The sequence below is a fragment of the Acidobacteriota bacterium genome (genome assembly GCA_030949985.1).
Classification (GTDB): domain Bacteria; phylum Acidobacteriota; class Polarisedimenticolia; order J045; family J045; genus JALTMS01.
In genome coordinates this window covers 51,784-70,223 of the sequence record JAUZRX010000024.1, presented here as the reverse complement: position 1 = coordinate 70,223, position 18,440 = coordinate 51,784, and the positions used below count along the sequence as shown (strand labels likewise).

General features: G+C 66.7%; 15 protein-coding genes and 1 rRNA gene. 8 read left to right on the top strand and 8 right to left on the bottom strand.

Translation table 11 applies throughout. The features are described 5' to 3' along the window. Positions 1 to 1,259, bottom strand: a 16S ribosomal RNA gene (locus Q9Q40_07490); the annotation flags it as partial. Between the two features lie 728 nt (positions 1,260 to 1,987). Between Q9Q40_07490 and rimP the strand changes: the two genes are divergently transcribed. The 8 genes from rimP (at position 1,988) to Q9Q40_07450 (ending at position 11,680) form a co-directional block, all read left to right on the top strand. Next, the gene (gene rimP, locus Q9Q40_07485) at positions 1,988 to 2,458 is read left to right on the top strand and encodes a ribosome maturation factor RimP (GenBank protein ID MDQ7007059.1); all 471 of its coding nucleotides are present in this window, start codon (positions 1,988 to 1,990) and stop codon (positions 2,456 to 2,458) included. A 25-nt stretch (positions 2,459 to 2,483) separates the two neighbouring features. Further along, a complete protein-coding gene (gene nusA / locus Q9Q40_07480; GenBank protein ID MDQ7007058.1) occupies positions 2,484 to 3,944 on the top strand; it encodes a transcription termination factor NusA in 1,461 nt (486 codons plus the stop codon). A 24-nt stretch (positions 3,945 to 3,968) separates the two neighbouring features. Next, the gene (gene infB / locus Q9Q40_07475) at positions 3,969 to 6,650 is read left to right on the top strand and encodes a translation initiation factor IF-2 (protein MDQ7007057.1); all 2,682 of its coding nucleotides are present in this window, start codon (positions 3,969 to 3,971) and stop codon (positions 6,648 to 6,650) included. A gap of 43 nt (positions 6,651 to 6,693) precedes the next feature. Next, positions 6,694 to 6,978 carry a DUF503 domain-containing protein gene (locus Q9Q40_07470; GenBank protein MDQ7007056.1) on the top strand — a complete coding sequence of 95 codons (285 nt, stop codon included), beginning with the start codon at positions 6,694 to 6,696 and terminating at the stop codon, positions 6,976 to 6,978. Further along, positions 6,975 to 7,895 (top strand): tRNA pseudouridine(55) synthase TruB, encoded by a 921-nt coding sequence (truB, locus tag Q9Q40_07465; protein ID MDQ7007055.1) that lies wholly within the window; start codon positions 6,975 to 6,977, stop codon positions 7,893 to 7,895. Before Q9Q40_07470 ends, truB begins: the two co-directional genes overlap by 4 nt. A 134-nt stretch (positions 7,896 to 8,029) precedes the next feature. Beyond that, complete coding sequence (rpsO, locus tag Q9Q40_07460; GenBank protein ID MDQ7007054.1) at positions 8,030 to 8,296, top strand: 30S ribosomal protein S15; 267 nt, start codon at positions 8,030 to 8,032, stop codon at positions 8,294 to 8,296. A gap of 329 nt (positions 8,297 to 8,625) precedes the next feature. Next, positions 8,626 to 10,653 (top strand): polyribonucleotide nucleotidyltransferase, encoded by a 2,028-nt coding sequence (gene pnp / locus Q9Q40_07455; protein MDQ7007053.1) that lies wholly within the window; start codon positions 8,626 to 8,628, stop codon positions 10,651 to 10,653. Between the two features lie 34 nt (positions 10,654 to 10,687). Further along, positions 10,688 to 11,680, top strand: a complete 993-nt coding sequence (locus Q9Q40_07450) for a hypothetical protein (GenBank protein MDQ7007052.1) — start codon at positions 10,688 to 10,690, stop codon at positions 11,678 to 11,680. Between the two features lie 24 nt (positions 11,681 to 11,704). On the opposite strand, the gene Q9Q40_07445 is transcribed toward Q9Q40_07450, so the two are convergent. The 7 genes from Q9Q40_07445 to Q9Q40_07415 form a co-directional block, all read right to left on the bottom strand. Next, a complete protein-coding gene (locus Q9Q40_07445) occupies positions 11,705 to 12,916 on the bottom strand; it encodes a LysM peptidoglycan-binding domain-containing protein (protein MDQ7007051.1) in 1,212 nt (403 codons plus the stop codon). Positions 12,917 to 13,096: 180 nt separating this feature from the next. Then, the gene (gene rsmD / locus Q9Q40_07440; protein MDQ7007050.1) at positions 13,097 to 13,672 is read right to left on the bottom strand and encodes a 16S rRNA (guanine(966)-N(2))-methyltransferase RsmD; all 576 of its coding nucleotides are present in this window, start codon (positions 13,670 to 13,672) and stop codon (positions 13,097 to 13,099) included. Then, positions 13,669 to 14,097 carry a biopolymer transporter ExbD gene (locus Q9Q40_07435; protein ID MDQ7007049.1) on the bottom strand — a complete coding sequence of 143 codons (429 nt, stop codon included), beginning with the start codon at positions 14,095 to 14,097 and terminating at the stop codon, positions 13,669 to 13,671. The genes rsmD and Q9Q40_07435 overlap by 4 nt, the downstream gene beginning before the upstream one ends. A gap of 7 nt (positions 14,098 to 14,104) precedes the next feature. Beyond that, entirely contained in the window at positions 14,105 to 14,773 is a 669-nt protein-coding gene (locus Q9Q40_07430) for a MotA/TolQ/ExbB proton channel family protein (GenBank protein MDQ7007048.1), read from the bottom strand. After that, the gene (locus tag Q9Q40_07425; GenBank protein ID MDQ7007047.1) at positions 14,770 to 16,020 is read right to left on the bottom strand and encodes a DEAD/DEAH box helicase; all 1,251 of its coding nucleotides are present in this window, start codon (positions 16,018 to 16,020) and stop codon (positions 14,770 to 14,772) included. The genes Q9Q40_07430 and Q9Q40_07425 overlap by 4 nt, the downstream gene beginning before the upstream one ends. Before the next feature lie 58 nt (positions 16,021 to 16,078). Beyond that, on the bottom strand, positions 16,079 to 17,251 hold the full coding sequence (locus Q9Q40_07420; protein ID MDQ7007046.1) for an energy transducer TonB: 1,173 nt from the start codon (positions 17,249 to 17,251) through the stop codon (positions 16,079 to 16,081). Beyond that, positions 17,248 to 18,402, bottom strand: a complete 1,155-nt coding sequence (locus Q9Q40_07415; GenBank protein MDQ7007045.1) for a serine hydrolase domain-containing protein — start codon at positions 18,400 to 18,402, stop codon at positions 17,248 to 17,250. Before Q9Q40_07415 ends, Q9Q40_07420 begins: the two co-directional genes overlap by 4 nt. Positions 18,403 to 18,440: the final 38 nt, after the last annotated feature.

Sequence of the window (18,440 nt, the reverse complement as noted above, 5' to 3'; positions counted from 1 at the left end):
CCATTGTAGCACGTGTGTAGCCCTGGACATAAGGGCCATGATGACTTGACGTCATCCCCACCTTCCTCCGGCTTATCACCGGCAGTCCCCCTAGAGTTCCCGGCCGAACCGCTGGCAACTAAGGGCAGGGGTTGCGCTCGTTGCGGGACTTAACCCAACATCTCACGACACGAGCTGACGACAGCCATGCAGCACCTCTGAAATGGCCTCCGAAGAGGGGGCTTCATCTCTGAAGCTTTCCAAACCAGTTCAAACCCAGGTGAGGTTCTTCGCGTTGCATCGAATTAAACCACATGCTCCACCGCTTGTGCGGGCCCCCGTCAATTCCTTTGAGTTTCAGCCTTGCGACCGTACTCCCCAGGCGGGGCACTTAATGCGTTAGCTCCGGCACCGCAGGGGTAGAAACCCGCGACACCAAGTGCCCATCGTTTACAGCTAGGACTACCAGGGTATCTAATCCTGTTTGCTCCCCTAGCTTTCGCGCCTCAGCGTCAGTATTGGCCCAGGTAGCTGCCTTCGCCATCGGTATTCCTCCCGATATCTACGCATTCCACCGCTACACCGGGAATTCTGCTACCCCCTACCAAACTCAAGCCAGGCAGTATCGGACGCAGTTCCTCGGTTGAGCCGAGGGCTTTCACGTCCGACTTACCCCGCCGCCTACGCGCGCTTTACGCCCAGTAATTCCGAACAACGCTCGCCCCCTCCGTATTACCGCGGCTGCTGGCACGGAGTTAGCCGGGGCTTCCTCCAGGGGTACCGTCAAGCACGGCCGGTATTAGCGACCGCACATTTCTTCCCCCTCGACAGGGTTTTACGACCCGAAGGCCTTCATCACCCACGCGACGTCGCAGCGTCAGGCTTTCGCCCATTGCGCATAATTCCTCACTGCTGCCTCCCGTAGGAGTCTGGACCGTGTCTCAGTTCCAGTGTGGCCGATCACCCTCTCAGGCCGGCTACCGATCGAAGCCTTGGTGGGCCATTACCCCACCAACAAGCTAATCGGGCGCGGGCTCCTCTTCAAGCGCCAGGTCCGAAGATCCCCAGCTTTGATCACCGGCCCCAAGGAACCGATGATGTTATGCGGTATTAGCCCGGGTTTCCCCGGGTTGTCCCCCACTCGAAGGCAGATTACCCACGTGTTACTCACCCGTCTGCCGCTGACCTTCCGGGAGCAAGCTCCCATGGGTCCGCTCGACTTGCATGTGTTAGGCACGTCGCGAGCGTTCGTTCTGAGCCAGGATCAAACTCTCCAGTTACATTCTGAAAAACCTCCAGCCCGCAGGGCCTTCGGTTTTCGTTATCCAGAATTAAAGACCAGAGGTCTTGCTTGCTACTGATCGGCCCGGCCGTTCGCCCCGCCCCCACGGGGGTGGGAACGCGGCGCCGAGGTCCGAGCCTGTCGATCGCAGAGCTCTTGACTCGAAAAACGCACTACTCAGTTTTCAAAGAACAACCTGCGCCGTCCGCGCCGCCGAACCCTGCGACCCGAGCCTCGACTCGGAGCCACGTTTGCCGGATTCATGGGCGCATAGGCGTCAAACCGCCGTGCCCGCTCGGGTGTGCCGAGCAGGTGCCGTCGGCGAGGAGGGATATTGCCACCGGGCCCGGAGAGTGTCAAGCCGGGAAGGAGAAAAAAAGATGTTTTTTAAAGGGCCCTTAGTGTCAACAACTTACGCGCACTCTCCCGGCGTGGATTTCGGCTGACCCTCCGCCCGGCGGGCCCTGGGCCCAAAAGCGTCACCCCATATTCGCCCCCCCCGGGCTCGCCGCACCCAAGCCGGCGACTGTTCTCCTCGTCCCTTCCGGCCCCGAACTCCAAGCCCTGCATCTCAAAGGGGGCGCCCCAAGGAATCCGTTGATGGCGGCCCGGGAATCATGTAGTATGCGTCCGCCGTATGACCTCGGACTGCGAGGCGGCCTTGGGCCGCCTTTTTTCGTGCCGGGATCCCGGTCCCCGGCGGGACCGGCAGGGCGAGGAGCGCCGGTGAGCCGTTCGAGCAGGATCGAGTCAGAGGTGGAGGGCCTGGCCCAGACCGTGGCGGAGAGCCTCGGGCTCGAGATCTACGACCTGGTCTTCCGCCGGGGTGGCCCCCGGTGGAAGCTGCAAGTCTTCCTCGACCGCCCCGGCGGACGCGTCGGTCTGGACGATTGCGAACAAGTGAGCCGCCAGCTTTCGAGGGAACTGGATCTGCTCGACCCGATTCCCCATGCCTATGACCTGGAGGTTTCCTCTCCGGGCATGGATCGTCCGCTGCGCTCGCCGCGACACTGGAAAAAGGCCGAGGGGCAGCAGGTCAAAGTGCGCCTGCGCGAACCGGGCGGCAAGGTGCAGACCATCGTCGGGCGGGTTCTTGCGGCGGATCCCGCTGCGGCCCGTGTCGAGGACGAAGACGGCACCGCGAGAGAGATTTCATTCGACGCGGTCGTCTCCGCCAGAATCCAACCGGACTGGTAGAGAGACCGAGGGAGAGCACGGCGTCATGGCCCAGAACCAACTGATCCAGGCCATCGAGCAGATCGGCCGGGAAAAGGGTATCGACAGAGACGTGATCATTCGCGCCCTGGAGGACGCCTTCGCCGCGGCCTCGAGGAAAGTTCTCCGAACCAAGGAGAACATCGGCTCCACCTTCGACCAGGAGACCGGTGATTTCGAAGTCTTCGCGCGCAAGCGCGTGGTCCCCGAAGTCGAGGATCCGGACACCGAAATCTCCCTCGAGGAAGCCCTCGAACACGACCCGGAAGCGGACTTCGACCAGGAGTTGCGCTTCCCCCGCGAGGTTCCGGAGCTTGGCCGCATCGCGGCCCAGGCCGCCAAGCAGGTGATCTATCAAAAGGTCAAGGAGGCCGAGCGGGAGAAGATCTACAACGATTACATCGACCGGGTGGGCGAGCCCATCAATGGCATCGTCAAGCGCTTCGAACGGGGAGACCTGATCATCGATCTCGGCCCCACCGAGGGCATCATCCCCCGCCGAGAACAGTCCCGGGCCGAACACTACAACCAGGGCGACCGGATGCGCGCGATCATCGTGGACGTCGAGCGTTCCGGCAAGGGCCCCCAGGTGATTCTCTCGCGCACCGATCCGCGGCTCGTGATGGAGCTGTTCAAGATGGAGGTGCCGGAAATCTACGACGGGACGGTGCGCATCGTCTCCACCGCCCGGGATCCGGGCGAGCGGAGCAAGATCGCCGTTCAATCCCGTGATCGCGACGTCGACCCGGTCGGGGCTTGCGTGGGGATGAAGGGCAACCGGGTGCAGTCCGTCATTCGGGAACTGCGCGGCGAGCGGATCGACATCGTCCAGTATCACGAGGACCCGCTGGCCTTCGTGCGCGAAGCTCTCAAGCCCGCTTCGGCGAACCGCGTCGCAATGAAAGACCCGGTCGAGCGCGAGGTGGAGGTCATCGTCGCCGATGAGCAGCTCTCCCAAGCCATCGGCAAGCGGGGACAGAACGTGCGCCTGGCCGGTCGACTGGTCGGCTGGCGGATCGATATCAAGAGTGAGACCGAAAAACGCGCCGAGGTGGAAGCCGAGGACGAGGCCCGGGCCCGTGCGGCGGGGCTGTTCCAGCGACTACAGATTCCCGACGAGGTCGTCGCGTCGCTGATCGAGGCCGGGTTCCGCGATCTCGAACAACTCATCGCCGCCGATCTCGAGGACCTCACGCGTGTCCCCGGCATCGACGTCGACATGTGCCTGCACATCCATGATCACGCCGAGCAGGTGATCCAGGCCGTCCGCCAGGAAGAGGAGGAGGCTCGACGCCTCGCCGAGCAGTTTGCCGCTGAACGACAACCCGCCGCGGAAGACGAGGTGGACGCCAGTGTTCTGCTCGGTCTTCCTGACCAGCAGAATCCCGGGGAGGAGGACTCCCCGGAAGCCGAAACCCGCGATACCGCCCCGGCAGAGGGCGCGGCCGAAACCGGGCCGCAGGAATAACCGGGAAAGACAGGAGTAGTGACCGTGCGGATTTTCCAACTGGCCAAGGAGCTCAAAGTCGAGAGCCAGGACCTGCTCGACGCCCTCGAAGATATGGGCATCGAGGCCAAGTCCAATCTGGCCTCGCTGACCGACGAGCTGGAGGCCGAGCTGCGCGAGCTTTTCAAGCCGAAGCCCAAGGCTGCCGCCAACGCCAAGGAAGAGGCCATTCGGCGGGCTCTCGCGGAGCGGGAAGCCCGCGAACGCGCCGCTGCCGATGCCGCGCGGCGCGAAGAGCAGCGCAAGGAAGAAGCCCGGCGCGCGGCCCGCGAAAAGGCTCTCGCCCGCCGCAGTGCGGCGCGCAAAAAGCCCGAGGAGGGTGAGCCCAGCACCGTCCCGGCTCCCCAGCCCCAAGCCCCCCCGACTCCCGCGGCTCCCCCCCCCGCGGCCCAGGCCGCGCCACCGGCCCCCGAGCCGCCGGTGACGGAAGAGGCCCGGCCCGCGGCGGAAGCGCCCGCGACGGCTGCCCCGACGAACCAGGAGGCCCCCGCGGCGGAAGCCCCGCCCCCCGCAGAGGCGCCCGCCACCGCCGACCCGCCGACCCGGTCGCCGGCGCAGCCTGCCGGTCCGACGGCCACCCGGGGAGGCGGCCTGGGCAAGGCCGTCATCGCCCCCCCCCCGACGACGGCCAAAGAGCGGGCCGAGCTTCTCGGCCGGCCTCTTTCCGATCTGCGGCCGACCCGACCGGATCCCCGCGCCGCCAGCGCCGGTGCCGTTCCGCGTCGAGGTACGGCGGCTCGCCCCTCGCCCGGCCAGCGCCCCGGGTCCCGCAAGGGCAAGAAAGGCGGCCGGCGCCAACAGCAACAGGAAGCCGCCGCCGAAGCCCGGCAGGCCGCCGCGCGCCGCGCAGAGGTCCCCGAGACACCGGTGGGCGAAGTGAAGATTTCCGACGGCATCACGATTAAAGACCTTGCCGATCGCATGAACCGCAAGGCCAAGGACGTCATCACCCGCCTGTTCATGGAAAAGAAGATCATGGCCACGATCAACCTCGCCCTCGACGAGGAGACCGCGGCATGGGTCGTTGAAGCCTTCGGTGGGACCCCTCACCGGGTGACCATGGAAGAGGAAGCCCTCGCCGAAGCGAGCAGCATCAGTGGCGAGGATCTGCCGGACTACGCCGAAGGCGAAGGCATTCCACGGCCACCGGTGGTGACGATGATGGGCCACGTGGACCATGGAAAGACGAGTCTGCTCGACGCAATCCGCCGGACCCGCGTCGCCGAGCGGGAAGCGGGCGGCATCACCCAGCACATCGGTGCCTACAAGATCACCCAGAAGCACGAAGGCAAGGATCGCGAGATCGTCTTCCTCGACACTCCGGGTCACGCCGCCTTCACCATGATGCGCGCCCGCGGCGCCCGGGTGACCGACGTGGTGGTCCTGGTCGTGGCAGCCGACGACGGCGTCATGCCCCAGACCATCGAGGCGATCCACCACGCCAAGGCCGCCGATGTTCCCCTCGTAGTGGCCGTCAACAAGATCGACAAGCCCAACGCCGCGCCAGATCGCGTCCTCCAGCAGTTGATCGAGCACGATGTCCTGGTCGAGGCTTTCGGCGGCGATACGGTGACGGTCAACGTCTCGGCCAGGACCGGAGACGGCATCGACCAACTGCTCGAGATGATCCTGCTGGTCTCCGATGTCCTCGAACTGCAGGCCGACCCCAAGCGCCCTGCCACCGGCACGGTGCTCGAGGCCAAACTCGACAAGTCCCGAGGCCCTATTGCGACTGTCCTGGTGCAGAACGGCACGCTGAAAATCGGCGACGTCTTCGTCGTCGGCGCGAGCATGGGCCGTGTCCGAGCCCTGGTGGACGAACACGACAAGCGGCTGAAGGAAGCCGGGCCTGCGACACCGGTGGTGGTCATGGGACTCGACGAAGTGCCCCAGGCCGGTGACATGCTCCAAGTCTTCCCGGACGAGCAGAAGGCCAGGCAGATCTCGGTCTACCGCCGGCAACAACAGAAGGAAGAAGAGCAGGCGCGCCGGACCGCCCTGCCGACCCTCGACAAGCTTCACGAGATGATCCAGCAGGGCGATGTCAACGAGTTGCCGCTGGTGATCAAGGCGGACGTTCAGGGTTCGGTCGAAGTGCTCTCGGCCGCGATGGAGGAACTCTCCACTTCCGAGGTGAAGGTACGCGTGATCCACTCCGGAACCGGTGCCATCACCGAGAACGACATCCTGCTCGCCTCGGCGAGCCGCGCGATCATCATCGGCTTCAACGTCCGCCCCGAGCGCGGTGTCCCCGAAATCGCCCAGCGCGTCGGCGTGGACATTCGCCTGCACACTGTGATCTACAAGGTGGCCGAAGAGATCGAACAGGCCATGCTCGCCACCCTCTCCCCCGTCGAAAAGGAAGTCTACCTCGGCCGAGTGGAGGTGCGCGAAACCTTCCGGGTGCCCAAACTCGGGGTCATCGCCGGCTGTTATGTGGTCGACGGCCTCGTGCGTCGCGACGCACAGGTTCGCCTGCTGCGTGACAACGTCGTGATCCACGAGGGCAAGATCGGCTCGCTCAAGCGCTTCAAGGACGATGCGCGGGAGGTGCGTGCCGGCTTCGAATGCGGTATCAGCATCGAACGCTACCAGGACATCAAGCCCGGCGACGAGATCGAGGCCTTCGTGGTGGAATCGGTCAAGCGCGAATCTCTCAACGCTTGACCACGGCCGAGCGCCGGGGCAGCCGCGCACAGGAGGCGGTGCGATGCGGGTGGGTCTTCTCGTGATCGACGTCTTCTTGCGGGGCAGCGCTTCGCTCAAAGACAAGCGCCGTGTGATCCGGGCCATCTCGGATCGCGCGCGTTCGCGGCACAACGTCGCTACCGCTGAAATCGAGCACCAGGATCTCAGGCAACGGGGCACCCTCGCCTTCGTCTCCGTCGCCGACCGCCAGGAGCCCCTCGAGCGCCTGTTCGACAGGCTCGTGGAGGAGGCCGACAGGGTCGTGCCGGGCGGCATTTCCGAAATCTCGCGGGAGTTTCTGGGATGAAGCAAGGCACGCCCTGCGGCCTGCTGCTGATCGACAAGACCGCAGGGATGACCAGCCACGACGTGGTCCGCCGGGTCCGCCGCAACCTGGGGCTGCGCCGGGTCGGGCATGCGGGGACCCTCGACCCCTTCGCCACGGGACTCCTGCCCTGCCTGGTAGGCCCGGCCACACGATTGGTTCGCTTTCTCCATGGCTGGCCCAAGACCTACACCGGCCGCATCCGGCTCGGTGAAGAGACCGACACCCTCGACCTGGAAGGCACGGTGACCGAGCGTCGCGATCCTCCTCTGCAACCTCCCCCCTGGAAAGTCCTGCGGGAGTTGAGCCGCACCCTCAGCGGCACCTACCGCCAGACGCCACCGGCCTACTCGGCCAAGAAAATCGGCGGTACGCGGGCCCATCGGCTCGCCCGCCAGGGCCACGCGCCCGTGCTTCAGGCGATCGAGATCACCGTCCACCGCCTGCGGCTCCAGGCCTCCGCCCCCGCCGAGTTGCTCTTCGCGGCCCGGGTTTCCAGCGGCACCTACATCCGTTCGCTGGCCAGGGACCTGGGCCGCCGATTGGGCACCCTGGGGCACCTGACCGTGTTGCGTCGCACGGCCATCGGCCCCCTCTCGGTGCGCCAGGCCGTCACAACGGACGTCACGCGCGAAGACATGCGCGCAGCCCTGATCCCCCTTTCGGCCATCCCCCTGCCCCTGCCCACCATCGAGCTCCCGGATGCCGGCGCGCGGGATTTCTGTCACGGCAGGGCCATCCAGGCGCCCCATCCCATCCCCCCAGCCGTTGAACAACACCTGAGGGCGGTAGACTCCCTGCACCGCCTGCTGGGAGTGGCCCGCGTGGAAAAAGACGGCTGGATCCGCCCGGAGGTCGTTCTCGGCCAAGGGCTTGCCGACCCCGACTCCGGGTGCTAGGATCCTCGGCTGCGGTGTGCCACGCGCACCGCTTTCTTGTTGGAGATGGCAGTTCCCTGTCGGTCGTCCGGTGCGAACGGGGCGGCGCGAGACTGGGGGGGCCGAAGGGCGAACCCCGCGGGAGAAAGATCGAGATGAACAAACCAGGACTCAGCCCGGAGAAGATCCAGGAGTTTCGCCGTCACGAGGCGGACAGCGGCTCCCCGGAGGTGCAGATCGCGGCACTGACCGCGCGGATCAAGCACCTGACCGAGCATTTCAAAATTCACAAGCACGATCACCACGGACGACTGGGCCTGCTCAAAATGGTGGGCAGGCGGCGGCGGCTGCTCCGCTTTTTGAAGCGGAAGAACCCCGCCGCGTACCGGCAGGTGATCGAAAAGCTGGGAATCCGCCGCTGAGCGCGGTTCCCTTCCCCGCTCCCTGCCGGGGAGTGGGCCCTCATTCATCCGGCCAGGGCGGTGAGGGGGTGAGATCGTCTGGGGTGACTGGACTGCGTAGCCAAGGCTGCGGCAAGTCGGCGCGAACTGCCGCGAGAAAGCGAGGGTGCCCCCGGGTTCCTCCGCCTTGCCGTGTCCGTTGGCTACACAGCCCACTCTCCCCGTCACGGCTTTTCCCCCTGCTCCCGCCCCACGGCCCAGGCGTCTTTTGACGCAAGGAGCGAGCTGTGTCCCATGTCAAGAAGAGTATCCAGGTAGGCCCCCACGAGATCATCGTGGAAACGGGCAAGATGGCCCGCCAGGCCAGCGGCGCGCTGACGATCCGCCAGGGAGATACGGTGGTTCTCGTCACCGCCCAGGCGGCCAACTCCGCCCGTGACATCCCCTTCCTTCCACTGACCGTGGAATACCGCGAAAACATGTACGCCGGCGGCAAGATCCCCGGCGGCTTCTTCAAGCGCGAGGGACGCCCCAACGAAAAGGAGACCCTCACCGCCCGTCTCACCGACCGCCCCCTGCGTCCCTTGTTCCCCGATGGGTGGGCTTTCGAGACCCAGGTGATCGCCCTGGTCCTTTCAGCGGATCGTGAACACAACCCGGACGTGCTGGCCGTCACCGGTGCCTCGTTCGCGCTCTCCCTGTCGGACATTCCCTGGAGCACGCCGATCGCCGCCGTGCGCATGGGACTGGTAGACGGAGAGTACCTGGTCAACCCCACCCACGAAGAGATGAAGAAAAGCAAGCTCGATATCATCGTGGCGGCCAGTGAAGAAGCCATCGTGATGGTCGAGGCGGGTGCGGTCGAGGCCTCCGAAGAAGAGATCATCACCGCGCTCTTCAAAGGCCAGGAAGCCTGCCAGCCGCTGATCGCCGCGCAGAAGGAACTGGCTGCCGAGGCCGGAAAGCCCAAGCGCGAGTTCACCCCGCCGGAAATCCCCGCCGATCTGGTGGAGAAGGTTCGCGCCACGGCCCGCGGCCCCCTGCTCGAGGCCATGCAGATCGAGAACAAGCTCGATTCCTACGCCCAGGTCGGCGCTGTTCTCGATGGCTTGCTTGCCGAGGTTCCCGAAGATCAGCCCGAGCAGGCCGGTCAGATCAAGAAGATCTTCCACGACCTGCAGGACGAAATCCTCCATGACTTCGTGCTGACCCACAAGCGCCGGCTCGATGGCCGCAAACTCGACGAGATCCGCAAGGTGACCATCGATGTGGGCGTGCTGCCCCGGACTCACGGCTCGGCGCTGTTTACCCGCGGCGAGACCCAGGCCCTGGTTCTGACGACCCTCGGCACGGCTTCCGACACCCAGCGCATCGACTCACTCGAATTCGAAGGCGAGAAACGCTTCATGCTGCACTACAACTTCCCGCCCTTCTCAGTCGGTGAAGTCCGATTCCTGCGCGGCCCCGGCCGCCGGGAGATCGGCCACGGCGCGCTCGCGGAACGGGCCCTGCGACCGATGATTCCCTCTGTCGACGATTTTCCCTACACCATTCGGGTGGTCTCGGACATCCTCGAATCCAATGGCTCGTCTTCGATGGCCTCGGTCTGCGGCGGATCCCTTTCGCTGATGGACGCGGGCGTGCCCCTGCGCAAACCCGTGGCTGGAATCGCCATGGGCCTGGTGATGCAGGGCAGTGACTTCGCCGTGCTGACCGACATCGCCGGCGCCGAGGATCACCACGGTGACATGGACTTCAAAGTCACCGGCACCGTCGACGGCATCACCGCATTGCAGATGGACATCAAGATCGGCGGCGTGACCCGCGAGGTGATGAGCCAGGCTCTCGAGCAAGCCCGCAAGGCCCGTTTCCAACTGCTCGACATGATGAACGAGGTTCTCGCCAAGGGCCGCGACGATGTCTCCCCCTATGCGCCGCGGATCATTACCGTCTGGATCTCGAAAGACAAGATTCGTGACGTGATCGGCCCGGGCGGCAAGGTGATCCGTTCGATCCAGGAACAGACCGGCTGCGACATCTCCATCGAAGACGACGGACGGGTGGACATCGCCTCGGTGGACCTCGAAGGCGCCCGGCGAGCCGCCGAAATCGTCAAGGAACTCACTGCGGAGGCCGAGTTGAACAAGATCTACATGGGCCGCGTGGTGCGGACCACCAACTTCGGTGCCTTCGTGGAGATCCTCCCCGGCGTCGAGGGCCTGCTTCATATCTCCGAGATCGCCGAACACCGGGTCAAGAACACTACCGACGAGATCGAGGAAGGTGATGAGGTCCTGGTCAAGGTGATCGATATCGACGCCCAGGGGCGCGTCCGCTTGTCACGCAAGGCAGCGATGCGGGAGAAGGCGGGCCACTAGCCTGCCCACTCGAGCCCGCGGGAGGGCGCCATCGATGGCGGCCAGACTGGGCGAATGGTTGATTGAAAACGGGCAGCTCACACGGGAGCAGCTCGACGAGGCTTTGCGTTCCCAGGCTGCCTTCGGCGGTGCCCTGGGGACGCGCCTCGTTCAACTCGGCTTCATCGACGAGGGCGTTGTCGGACAGGCGCTGGCCGCTCTCCACGGCGTGGAGTCGGTGGACCGGCAGACCCTCCTTTCCGCGCCTCCCGAGCTCACGACCTTGCTCTCCGAGGAGTTCTGCCGGCGCCATCACGCCGTGCCTTTCAGCGTGGAAGGGGAAGACCTGCGCCTGGCCATCCAGAACCCGGCCGACAGCCTGGCGATCCACGAAGCAGCGTTTCTGACCGGCTTCAACGTCATTCCCCACGTCGCTCCGGAGATCCTGCTCAACGACGCCCTCGGGCAGTTCTTCGGCCGGGGGACAGCCGACACGACGCCGCAGGGCCCGCCCCGCCGGACGCCCCCTTCCCCTCCAGCGGCCACGCCCGTCAGAACCTTTTCCCTCGAGGAAACCGGCCGGCGCCTGGCTCGGGCGGAAAGCCGCGACGAGGTTCTCGAGATCGCTCTCGAGGCCCTCTCCCACTTCTTTCCCCGGGGTGCGGCGCTGGCCCTGCGGGACGGCCGCGCCACGATCCTCACTGCCTTCGGTTCGGACCGACCCGGGGGCGACTGGCCGGCCTGGGAAACGGGTTCGGGAGACGTCTTCGAGAAACTGGCCGCCGACGGCGAGGTGATCGAAGGCCCCCTGCCCGATGCCCCGGGCAACCGGGAACTGCTACGACGCTTGGGGGGGGAGACATGGCCGGGAGCAGTCGCCGTCCTGCCCATCACGGTCCGCGGGCGGCTGGTCGCCGCCCTCTACGCGGATCGCCCGAAGAACACCCCCGCCGGCGCGCCGCCCCTCGAGGCCCTGGCGGCGTCGGTCTCCCTCGCCCTCGAGGCGATCCTCCTGCGGCAGAAGATCCTTCGGACCTGCGGATCCTGAACCGACCGGCAGGCGGACCGAGCCTCAGAGAACCTCGGCGGCGTCACCCACGCGTACCTCCGCGCGAGACTCGAGAATCTTGACCATCGAGCCCCCCGCGTTGGTCACCAGCACCACCCCCTGGGCCACGACCCGTCGGGGTGAAGCACCGCCCATCCTAGAGGCGGCCCCCTCGGCGGACCGCCAGAACAGGATGCGGTCACCCGCGGTCAAGCCCGCCCGGGATCCCAGGTCGATGCCCACGACTTCGCCGGAGGCGGCCACCGTCGCCTCGGGATGGGCGGCCACGATCACCTCGCCGTTCAGCCGTCCAGGGAAGGGGGTCGTCAATTCCTGCAAGGGGATGCGCTCGACCATGGGGACGGGCATCTCGCGGTACGGCACGAGAAAATCACCGGCCTTGATCGCCGCGCAGGCGTCGAGGATCTCCGCCGTGGCCGTGGCCGCATGGCTGGCCAGCACACGCACGCGCCCCAGGCGCTGCAGGTAGATCGGCCCATCCTGCCGACGCTTGGCCACGCTTCGCTGCAGTCGTCCCCAGGAGCGCACGACGATGTACTCCGCCCCCGGCTCGATGGCCATGTCCCTTCCGGCCGACAGGTAGACGATGTCCGCCTGGGCCAGGAGTTCTTTCTCCGGCTCCTCGGCGCCGAGAATGGACAGGGGCGTGGGATCGAAGTGCTCGACGAGTTGGGCCGAACAAATCATTTCCTGCTGTTCAACGGCGGGAATCAGCACAGGCCCCTGGGGAAGGGGCGGGGCGACGGGCTCCGCCTCCGGCTCGGGTTCCACCTCTCTCACACGGCGGGGGATGAACTCGGGCTCGGGCTCCGCCTCGGCGACCGTCTGAACGCCCTCCTCACCCACCACCGTGGGATGGGGCGGGACCACCAGGGGGTCGCCGGGGTAGATCCAGTGCGAGTAGGTCACATAGCGATTGGCGTCCCAGATCACCGGCCAGAGATAGGGATCGTCGTAGTAGTGGGCAGCCAGGTCCCAGAGGGTGTCACCCTTGACAATGACGTGCACCTGCGAACCCTCGGGAGGCATCGGCGGCTGATAGGGGGTCCAGTGGTCGTCGACGAGTCGCAGTGCCGTGGGTGGCGGCACGTATCCCCTCACCCGCGTTCCGGGATCTTCTCCCTGGGCCACGGACACCACCGTCGCCCAGCCACCCGCCAACACCAGCATCACCAGCAGCCTGCCCACACAGGTCAGAGCCCTTCGCACACCCATGGATCCTCCACACCGGTGTTCTTCATCCACCGGTCGGCAGTCCTTCCCCAAGGAAAGGAGCCCAAGGGAATGTATATCCTCGCCCCCCTCGGGGGCAATCGCCCTTCGCCAGTGTTCGCAAGCTTTCGTGCCGGTCCCGCAACCTTCGCGTTTGGACCCCACCGCCCGCCGGAGTCCGCCTCAGCGGGATTCGGCGCCGGTTTCCCGGGAGGCAGCCCAGGCACTCAGGGAAGTGTCCCCGTATCGCCGCGTCCACGAGGGACGCCCCGCGGTGACGAGAGGCGGATGTCCGCTGCGGTGCTCGACCACGGCCAGGGCGCCGGCAGGCAGAAGCCCGCCGGTCCCGACCAGGGCGTCGACCCAGCGCCCTGTACGCCTCTCGCCGTAAGGCGGATCCACGTAAACCACCCCCGGCCCCTCCAGGGGGCCGGCCTGGGCCAACCAGGCCTGTACATCGGCCCGTACCACCCGCAGGTGAGCGGCGTCGCCCAGGGCGAGGCGTTCGATGTTGGAGTCGATCGCTCGAAGAGCCACGCGGCTCTTTTCCACCAGGACCACCGGTCGAGCGCCCCGGGACAGGGCCTCGAAGCCCACCGCTCCCGTGCCGGCGCAGAGATCGATGAAAAAGTGCCCGACCACGTCGGGCCCGAGAATGTTGAACAACGCTTCCCGTACGGGATCAGCAGTAGGACGCACCCCCCGTTTCGGAACGGCACCCAGGCGACGACCACGCAGGCTGCCGCCGATGATCCTCAAGAGGGGGGAACCTCTTCCGCCGCACTCCCCTTACGGGTGGCCAGGGAGATGCCCTTGACCTCGAGCCGTCGGGCCAGATCGAGCACCTTGACGATGATCTCGTAGTAGGCCTTGCGGTCTCCCCGTAACAGGATGCTCCGGGTGGACGAAGCATCCAGCGCCACGGAGATGGCTTCGGTCGCAGCTTCGAGTGTGGGGAAGATCTTGCCTCCCACTTCGATCCGACCCTCGGAGCCGATGGTGATCTCCACCGGTCCCGCGTTCTGCATCACCGCCGAGCCGGCGCTGGGCAACTCCACCGGCAAGCCGGCTCCTTCCCGAAAAGTGGTGGAAACCGCGAAGAAGATGATCAGCAAGAAGACCACGTCGACCAGCGGCGAGATCTCGATGTTCGGCTTGCGCGGCGCGCGCTGGAGAAAGCGCATGGCAGCGTCACTCCACGCCGTCGGCCACCGCGGCACTTTCGCCGGGACCGTGAGATCGATCGGGCGCGGGGTGGCTCAGCTCGCGCAACACGCCGTGGCAGGCCTCTTCGATATCCAGGATCAGGCGCTCGGCCCGGGATGAGAGCAGATTGAAGACGATCAGAGCCGGGATGGCCACGGCCAGCCCGAAGGCCGTCGTAATCAGCGCCTCGGCGATGCCCGCGGACAATCCCTGGCCCTGCCCAGGCCCCTCGAGGGAGATCGTACGGAAGACCTTGATCATGCCGAGCACCGTCCCGAGCAGCCCCATCAGGGGCGAAACCGAGGCGACCGTGCCGATCACACCCAGCCAACGCATCAGTACGGGCGCTTCCCGTCGGCCCGCATCCTCGATGGCCTCTCGTACCGCGTCGGTACCCTGCTCCCACCACTCGAGCCCGGCGAAGACGATCCGCGCAAAGGGCCCGCCGTCGTGACGGCAAACCTCCGCGGCCTCCCGGACACGCCCTCCGGCGAGCAATCCCTGCACCTGCCGGACGGTAGCCAGGGGAATGATCTTCGAACGACGCAGGGCAAGACTGCGCTCGACCGCCACGGTCAATGCCAGCAGAGAGGCGGCGAGAATCGGCCACATCACCGGCCCGCCCCTGGAGAACAAGTCCCAGATCGCGCTCACTTCTTTTGACCCTTTCCCCTGCCCCGACCACCACGACCGGGGCGCCTCCGCCGCCCCCCCTCGCGGGAACCGCCACCCCGGCCACTGCGGCGCGGCGTGTACGACCCCCGGGCGGGTGTCTCGATGCCCGGCAACTCCTGCCGGGGAATCGGCTCACCGAGCATCTTCTCGATTTCCGCCAATTTGCCCTCGTCACCGGGAGCGGCCAGGCTGACGGCGCTGCCGGCGCGCTCGGCACGACCGGTTCGACCCACCCGGTGAATGTATTCTTCCGAACCGCGGGGCAGATCGAAATTGACGACCAGGTCGATATCGGTCACGTCGATGCCCCGGGCGGCCACGTCCGTCGCCACCATCACGGGCACATCCCCCTTGCGAAAGGCATCGAGCGCCCGCTCCCGATTGTTCTGCGAATGGAGACTGGAAAGGGAGATCACTTCATGACCATGGCGGCGGAGACGCGCCGCCAGTTGGCTGGTCGCCTCGCGGGTCGCCGTGAAGATCAGGGCCTTCTTGCCGCGGTGCCTGTCCATCACCGCTGCCAGGGCCTTTTCCTTGTCGCGTTCCTGAACCCAGTACAGGCAGTGGTCCACCCCGGCCGCGACCCGGGTCTGGGCATCGATACGCACCACCTCCGGTTCATACATGAAACGGGAGGTCAGCTCCTCGATGGGAGGGGGCATGGTGGCGGAGAAGAGCATCGTTTGCCGCGAGAGCGGCAAGCGGGAGCAGATCTTCACCACGTCGTCGATGAAGCCCATGTCCAGCATGCGGTCGGCTTCGTCGAGCACGAGCCAGCGCAGGCGGCGGGGTCGCAGCCAGGCGGAGCTGAGAAAGTCCATCAACCGGCCCGGAGTCCCCACCACGACGTCAGGAAGTTCCCGCAGTTCGTTCTGCTGCCCCCCGAGGGAGGTGCCGCCGTAGAGGACAGCCGTCTTCACTCCCAGGGGTTCACCGATATCGCGCGCCACCGATCCCACTTGCTGAGCCAGTTCCCTGGTGGGGCAGATCACCATCGCCTGGACATCATCGCAGGGCTCGAGAGCATCGAAGATGGGCACCAGGAAGGCCAGGGTCTTCCCCGTCCCGGTCTGGGCCACGCCCGTGATGTCCCGCCCGGCGGTGGCGAGGGGGATGCAGCGGGCCTGGATCGGCGTGGGAGTCTCGAAGCCGGCCCGGGCGAGCACCTGTTTGAGCTCGTCTCGCAGCGGCATCTCGGCAAAGCTTGTCAAAGGGTTGTCTTCCATGGGGTTTTCCGAAAGCCGTGATGATAGCACCCGCGGCGGAACGGGGCCTGTAACCGGGTCAAAACTCCCCCTTCGCTCGAGACCAGCGCAACCGTCGCTGGAGTTGCTGGGAAGACTCGAACCCCTGGATCGTGAAGCTGTAGGTGATTCCCTCCTGGTCCCGCGGGAAGTCGGCGGGCAGGGGCGGCAAGACCGCCCGGATCAGGGCCGTGGCCGAAGCCCGGTCGAGAGTGGGCACGGGAGACGGCGCGAGAATCTCCACCTCGCTGACGTGACCGTCGCGATGGAAGACGAAGTGGATCGTTACCGTGCCGTCCAGGGTAGGCAGGCCGAGCAGGGTCTGGTCGCGCTGGAAACGCAAGACCCGGGCGTGCAGTTCCCTCAGCCAGGCCCGGTAAACAGCGAAATAGATCTTCGTGGAATACTCGGACCAGTTGTAGTCCTTGGAGTCGAACTTCAGGTCACCGAAATAGCCGCCGCTGATCTCGGCGTCGAAATCCAGGGGTCGACGGCGCGGCGCGGGACGATCCCGGCGCACCGGCGGGCGGGAAGGAAAAGGCAGCGCCTCGGGCGCAACGCGCTCGGGGGCGACTTCTTCCCGCTCCCGGGGCGTCGGCCCCTGGCCCTCCTCCAAGGGCTCGCTCGCGCTCTCGGCCTCGGCCGGCGAGTCGGCGGGTTCCACCACAGGCTCGGGCTGCTTCTCGGGCGGGGGCTCCTCCAGCGGTTCAGGAGCCTCTTCCACGGGAGGCTCCTGAACCGCCTCGGGAGGAGTCTCGACAGCCGGCGAGTCGATATCGGGCTCCGGCGGCTGCTCTTCAGCGCCCTCGAGCCGGTCCTCCCCTTCCCTGGGCTCCGGCGGGCCGTGAACCTCCGCCTCGGGTCCCGGCGGGCGATCCGGAGGACGGGGAAGATCGCCCTGGGAGTTCCAGCCGAGCAGGCTCGGGTCGGGATCGGGTGGAGGCGTCTGCGCGGGCTCGGCTTCGGCCGGCTCCGGCACCGCCGGCTCGGGTGCCGGGGGTGCGGGCTGGGGCGGGTCGGCAGGAGCTTCGAGGCTCAAGGGAACGATGATCTCCTCGGCCTCAGGATCGGCATCCACACCGAGCAGGAGCAGCAGCGCCAGCAGAAGATGGATCGACACCGAGATCAGCGCCGCCAGGGTCAGCCGCCGGAACTCGCCGTCCCGCCGGGGGCCCAAGCCGCGCGGCGATGCCTGCCAGGCCGCGCTGCTCACGAGGACTCCAGTGCGGTACGGCAAAGCTGGTGAAACTCGTGTCGCCACCGCTGCATGGGCGCTTCGACCCAGGCGGGATGCACGCGATTGGTCAGCAACACGACCACCCAACCGGCAGCCGGGGCGAGCCACACCGAGGTGCCGGTGAACCCCACGTGGCCGAAAGCGTCTTCCCCCAGGGGCGCTCCGGGACCGTCCTCCCCACACGCCGCTTCGAAGCCCAGGGTCCGCACGCCGCCCGGCCCGCTCGCGGCAGGCTCGGCCAGGCGGCGCCGGGCGGCGGCGGAGAGGAAATCACTGGACCAGCCAAGGGCGGAGGCCAGGCGAAACAGGGCGCTGGCAGTGGAGAACAGGCCGGCATTGCCCGCAGCTCCTCCCAGAAAGGCCGCGTTCCCATCGTGTACCTGGCCCCGGAGCACCTTCCGAGGTCCGGGGACGAGTTCATCGCTGCGGCAGCCGGGACCGGCGAGTGCCGCCTCCCGCAGCCGTCCCCGCTCGGTGGGAGCCACGCGGTCGATGAGCGCGCCGGGTAGCGGAGAAAAGGCGATCTCGTCGGCGTCGAGACCCAGCGGGCGGCGAATCTCCTCGTCCAGCAGGCGAGCGGCATCCTTCCCGGTGGCCCGACACAGGGCCACCAGCGCCAGGATGGGGCCGAGGCAGGAATAGAGCGCTCCACTCCCGGCAGGCCGGTCCGGCGGCAGCGCCGCGATGGTAGCCGCCACCTCCGCAGCTCCGGCCGGCGCCCTGTAGAGAGGCACCCACGCTGGAAGGCCCGCGTCGTGAGTGAGGAGGGAAGCCAGGGTGGGCGTCGCCCCGCCGTAGCCCGTCATCTCGTCGAGCCACGGGTCGAGGGGCTGATCGAGATCCACCTCGCCGCGGTCCGCAAGACGGGCGGCGACCACTGCCGTCAACACGCCCTTGGTCAAGCTGGCCAGGTCATAGAGCGCGTCCGGGCGTGCAGCGACGGACTCGGGCTCCCGCGCCATCGAGCCCACCGCCCCCAGGAAGGCCGGACTCCGGCCGGCGGGGCCAAAAGCATAGACCGCAGATGGAAAGGCGCCGGCGGCAACCTTCCGCTCGAGATAGTCGTGGACCGGAGGGCTGGGGCGGTCCGGCCCGCACGCAGGGCAGGAAGCCATCGAGCCCATCATCCTGCACGATCTCCGAATCTGCCACACGCGGCGGTCGC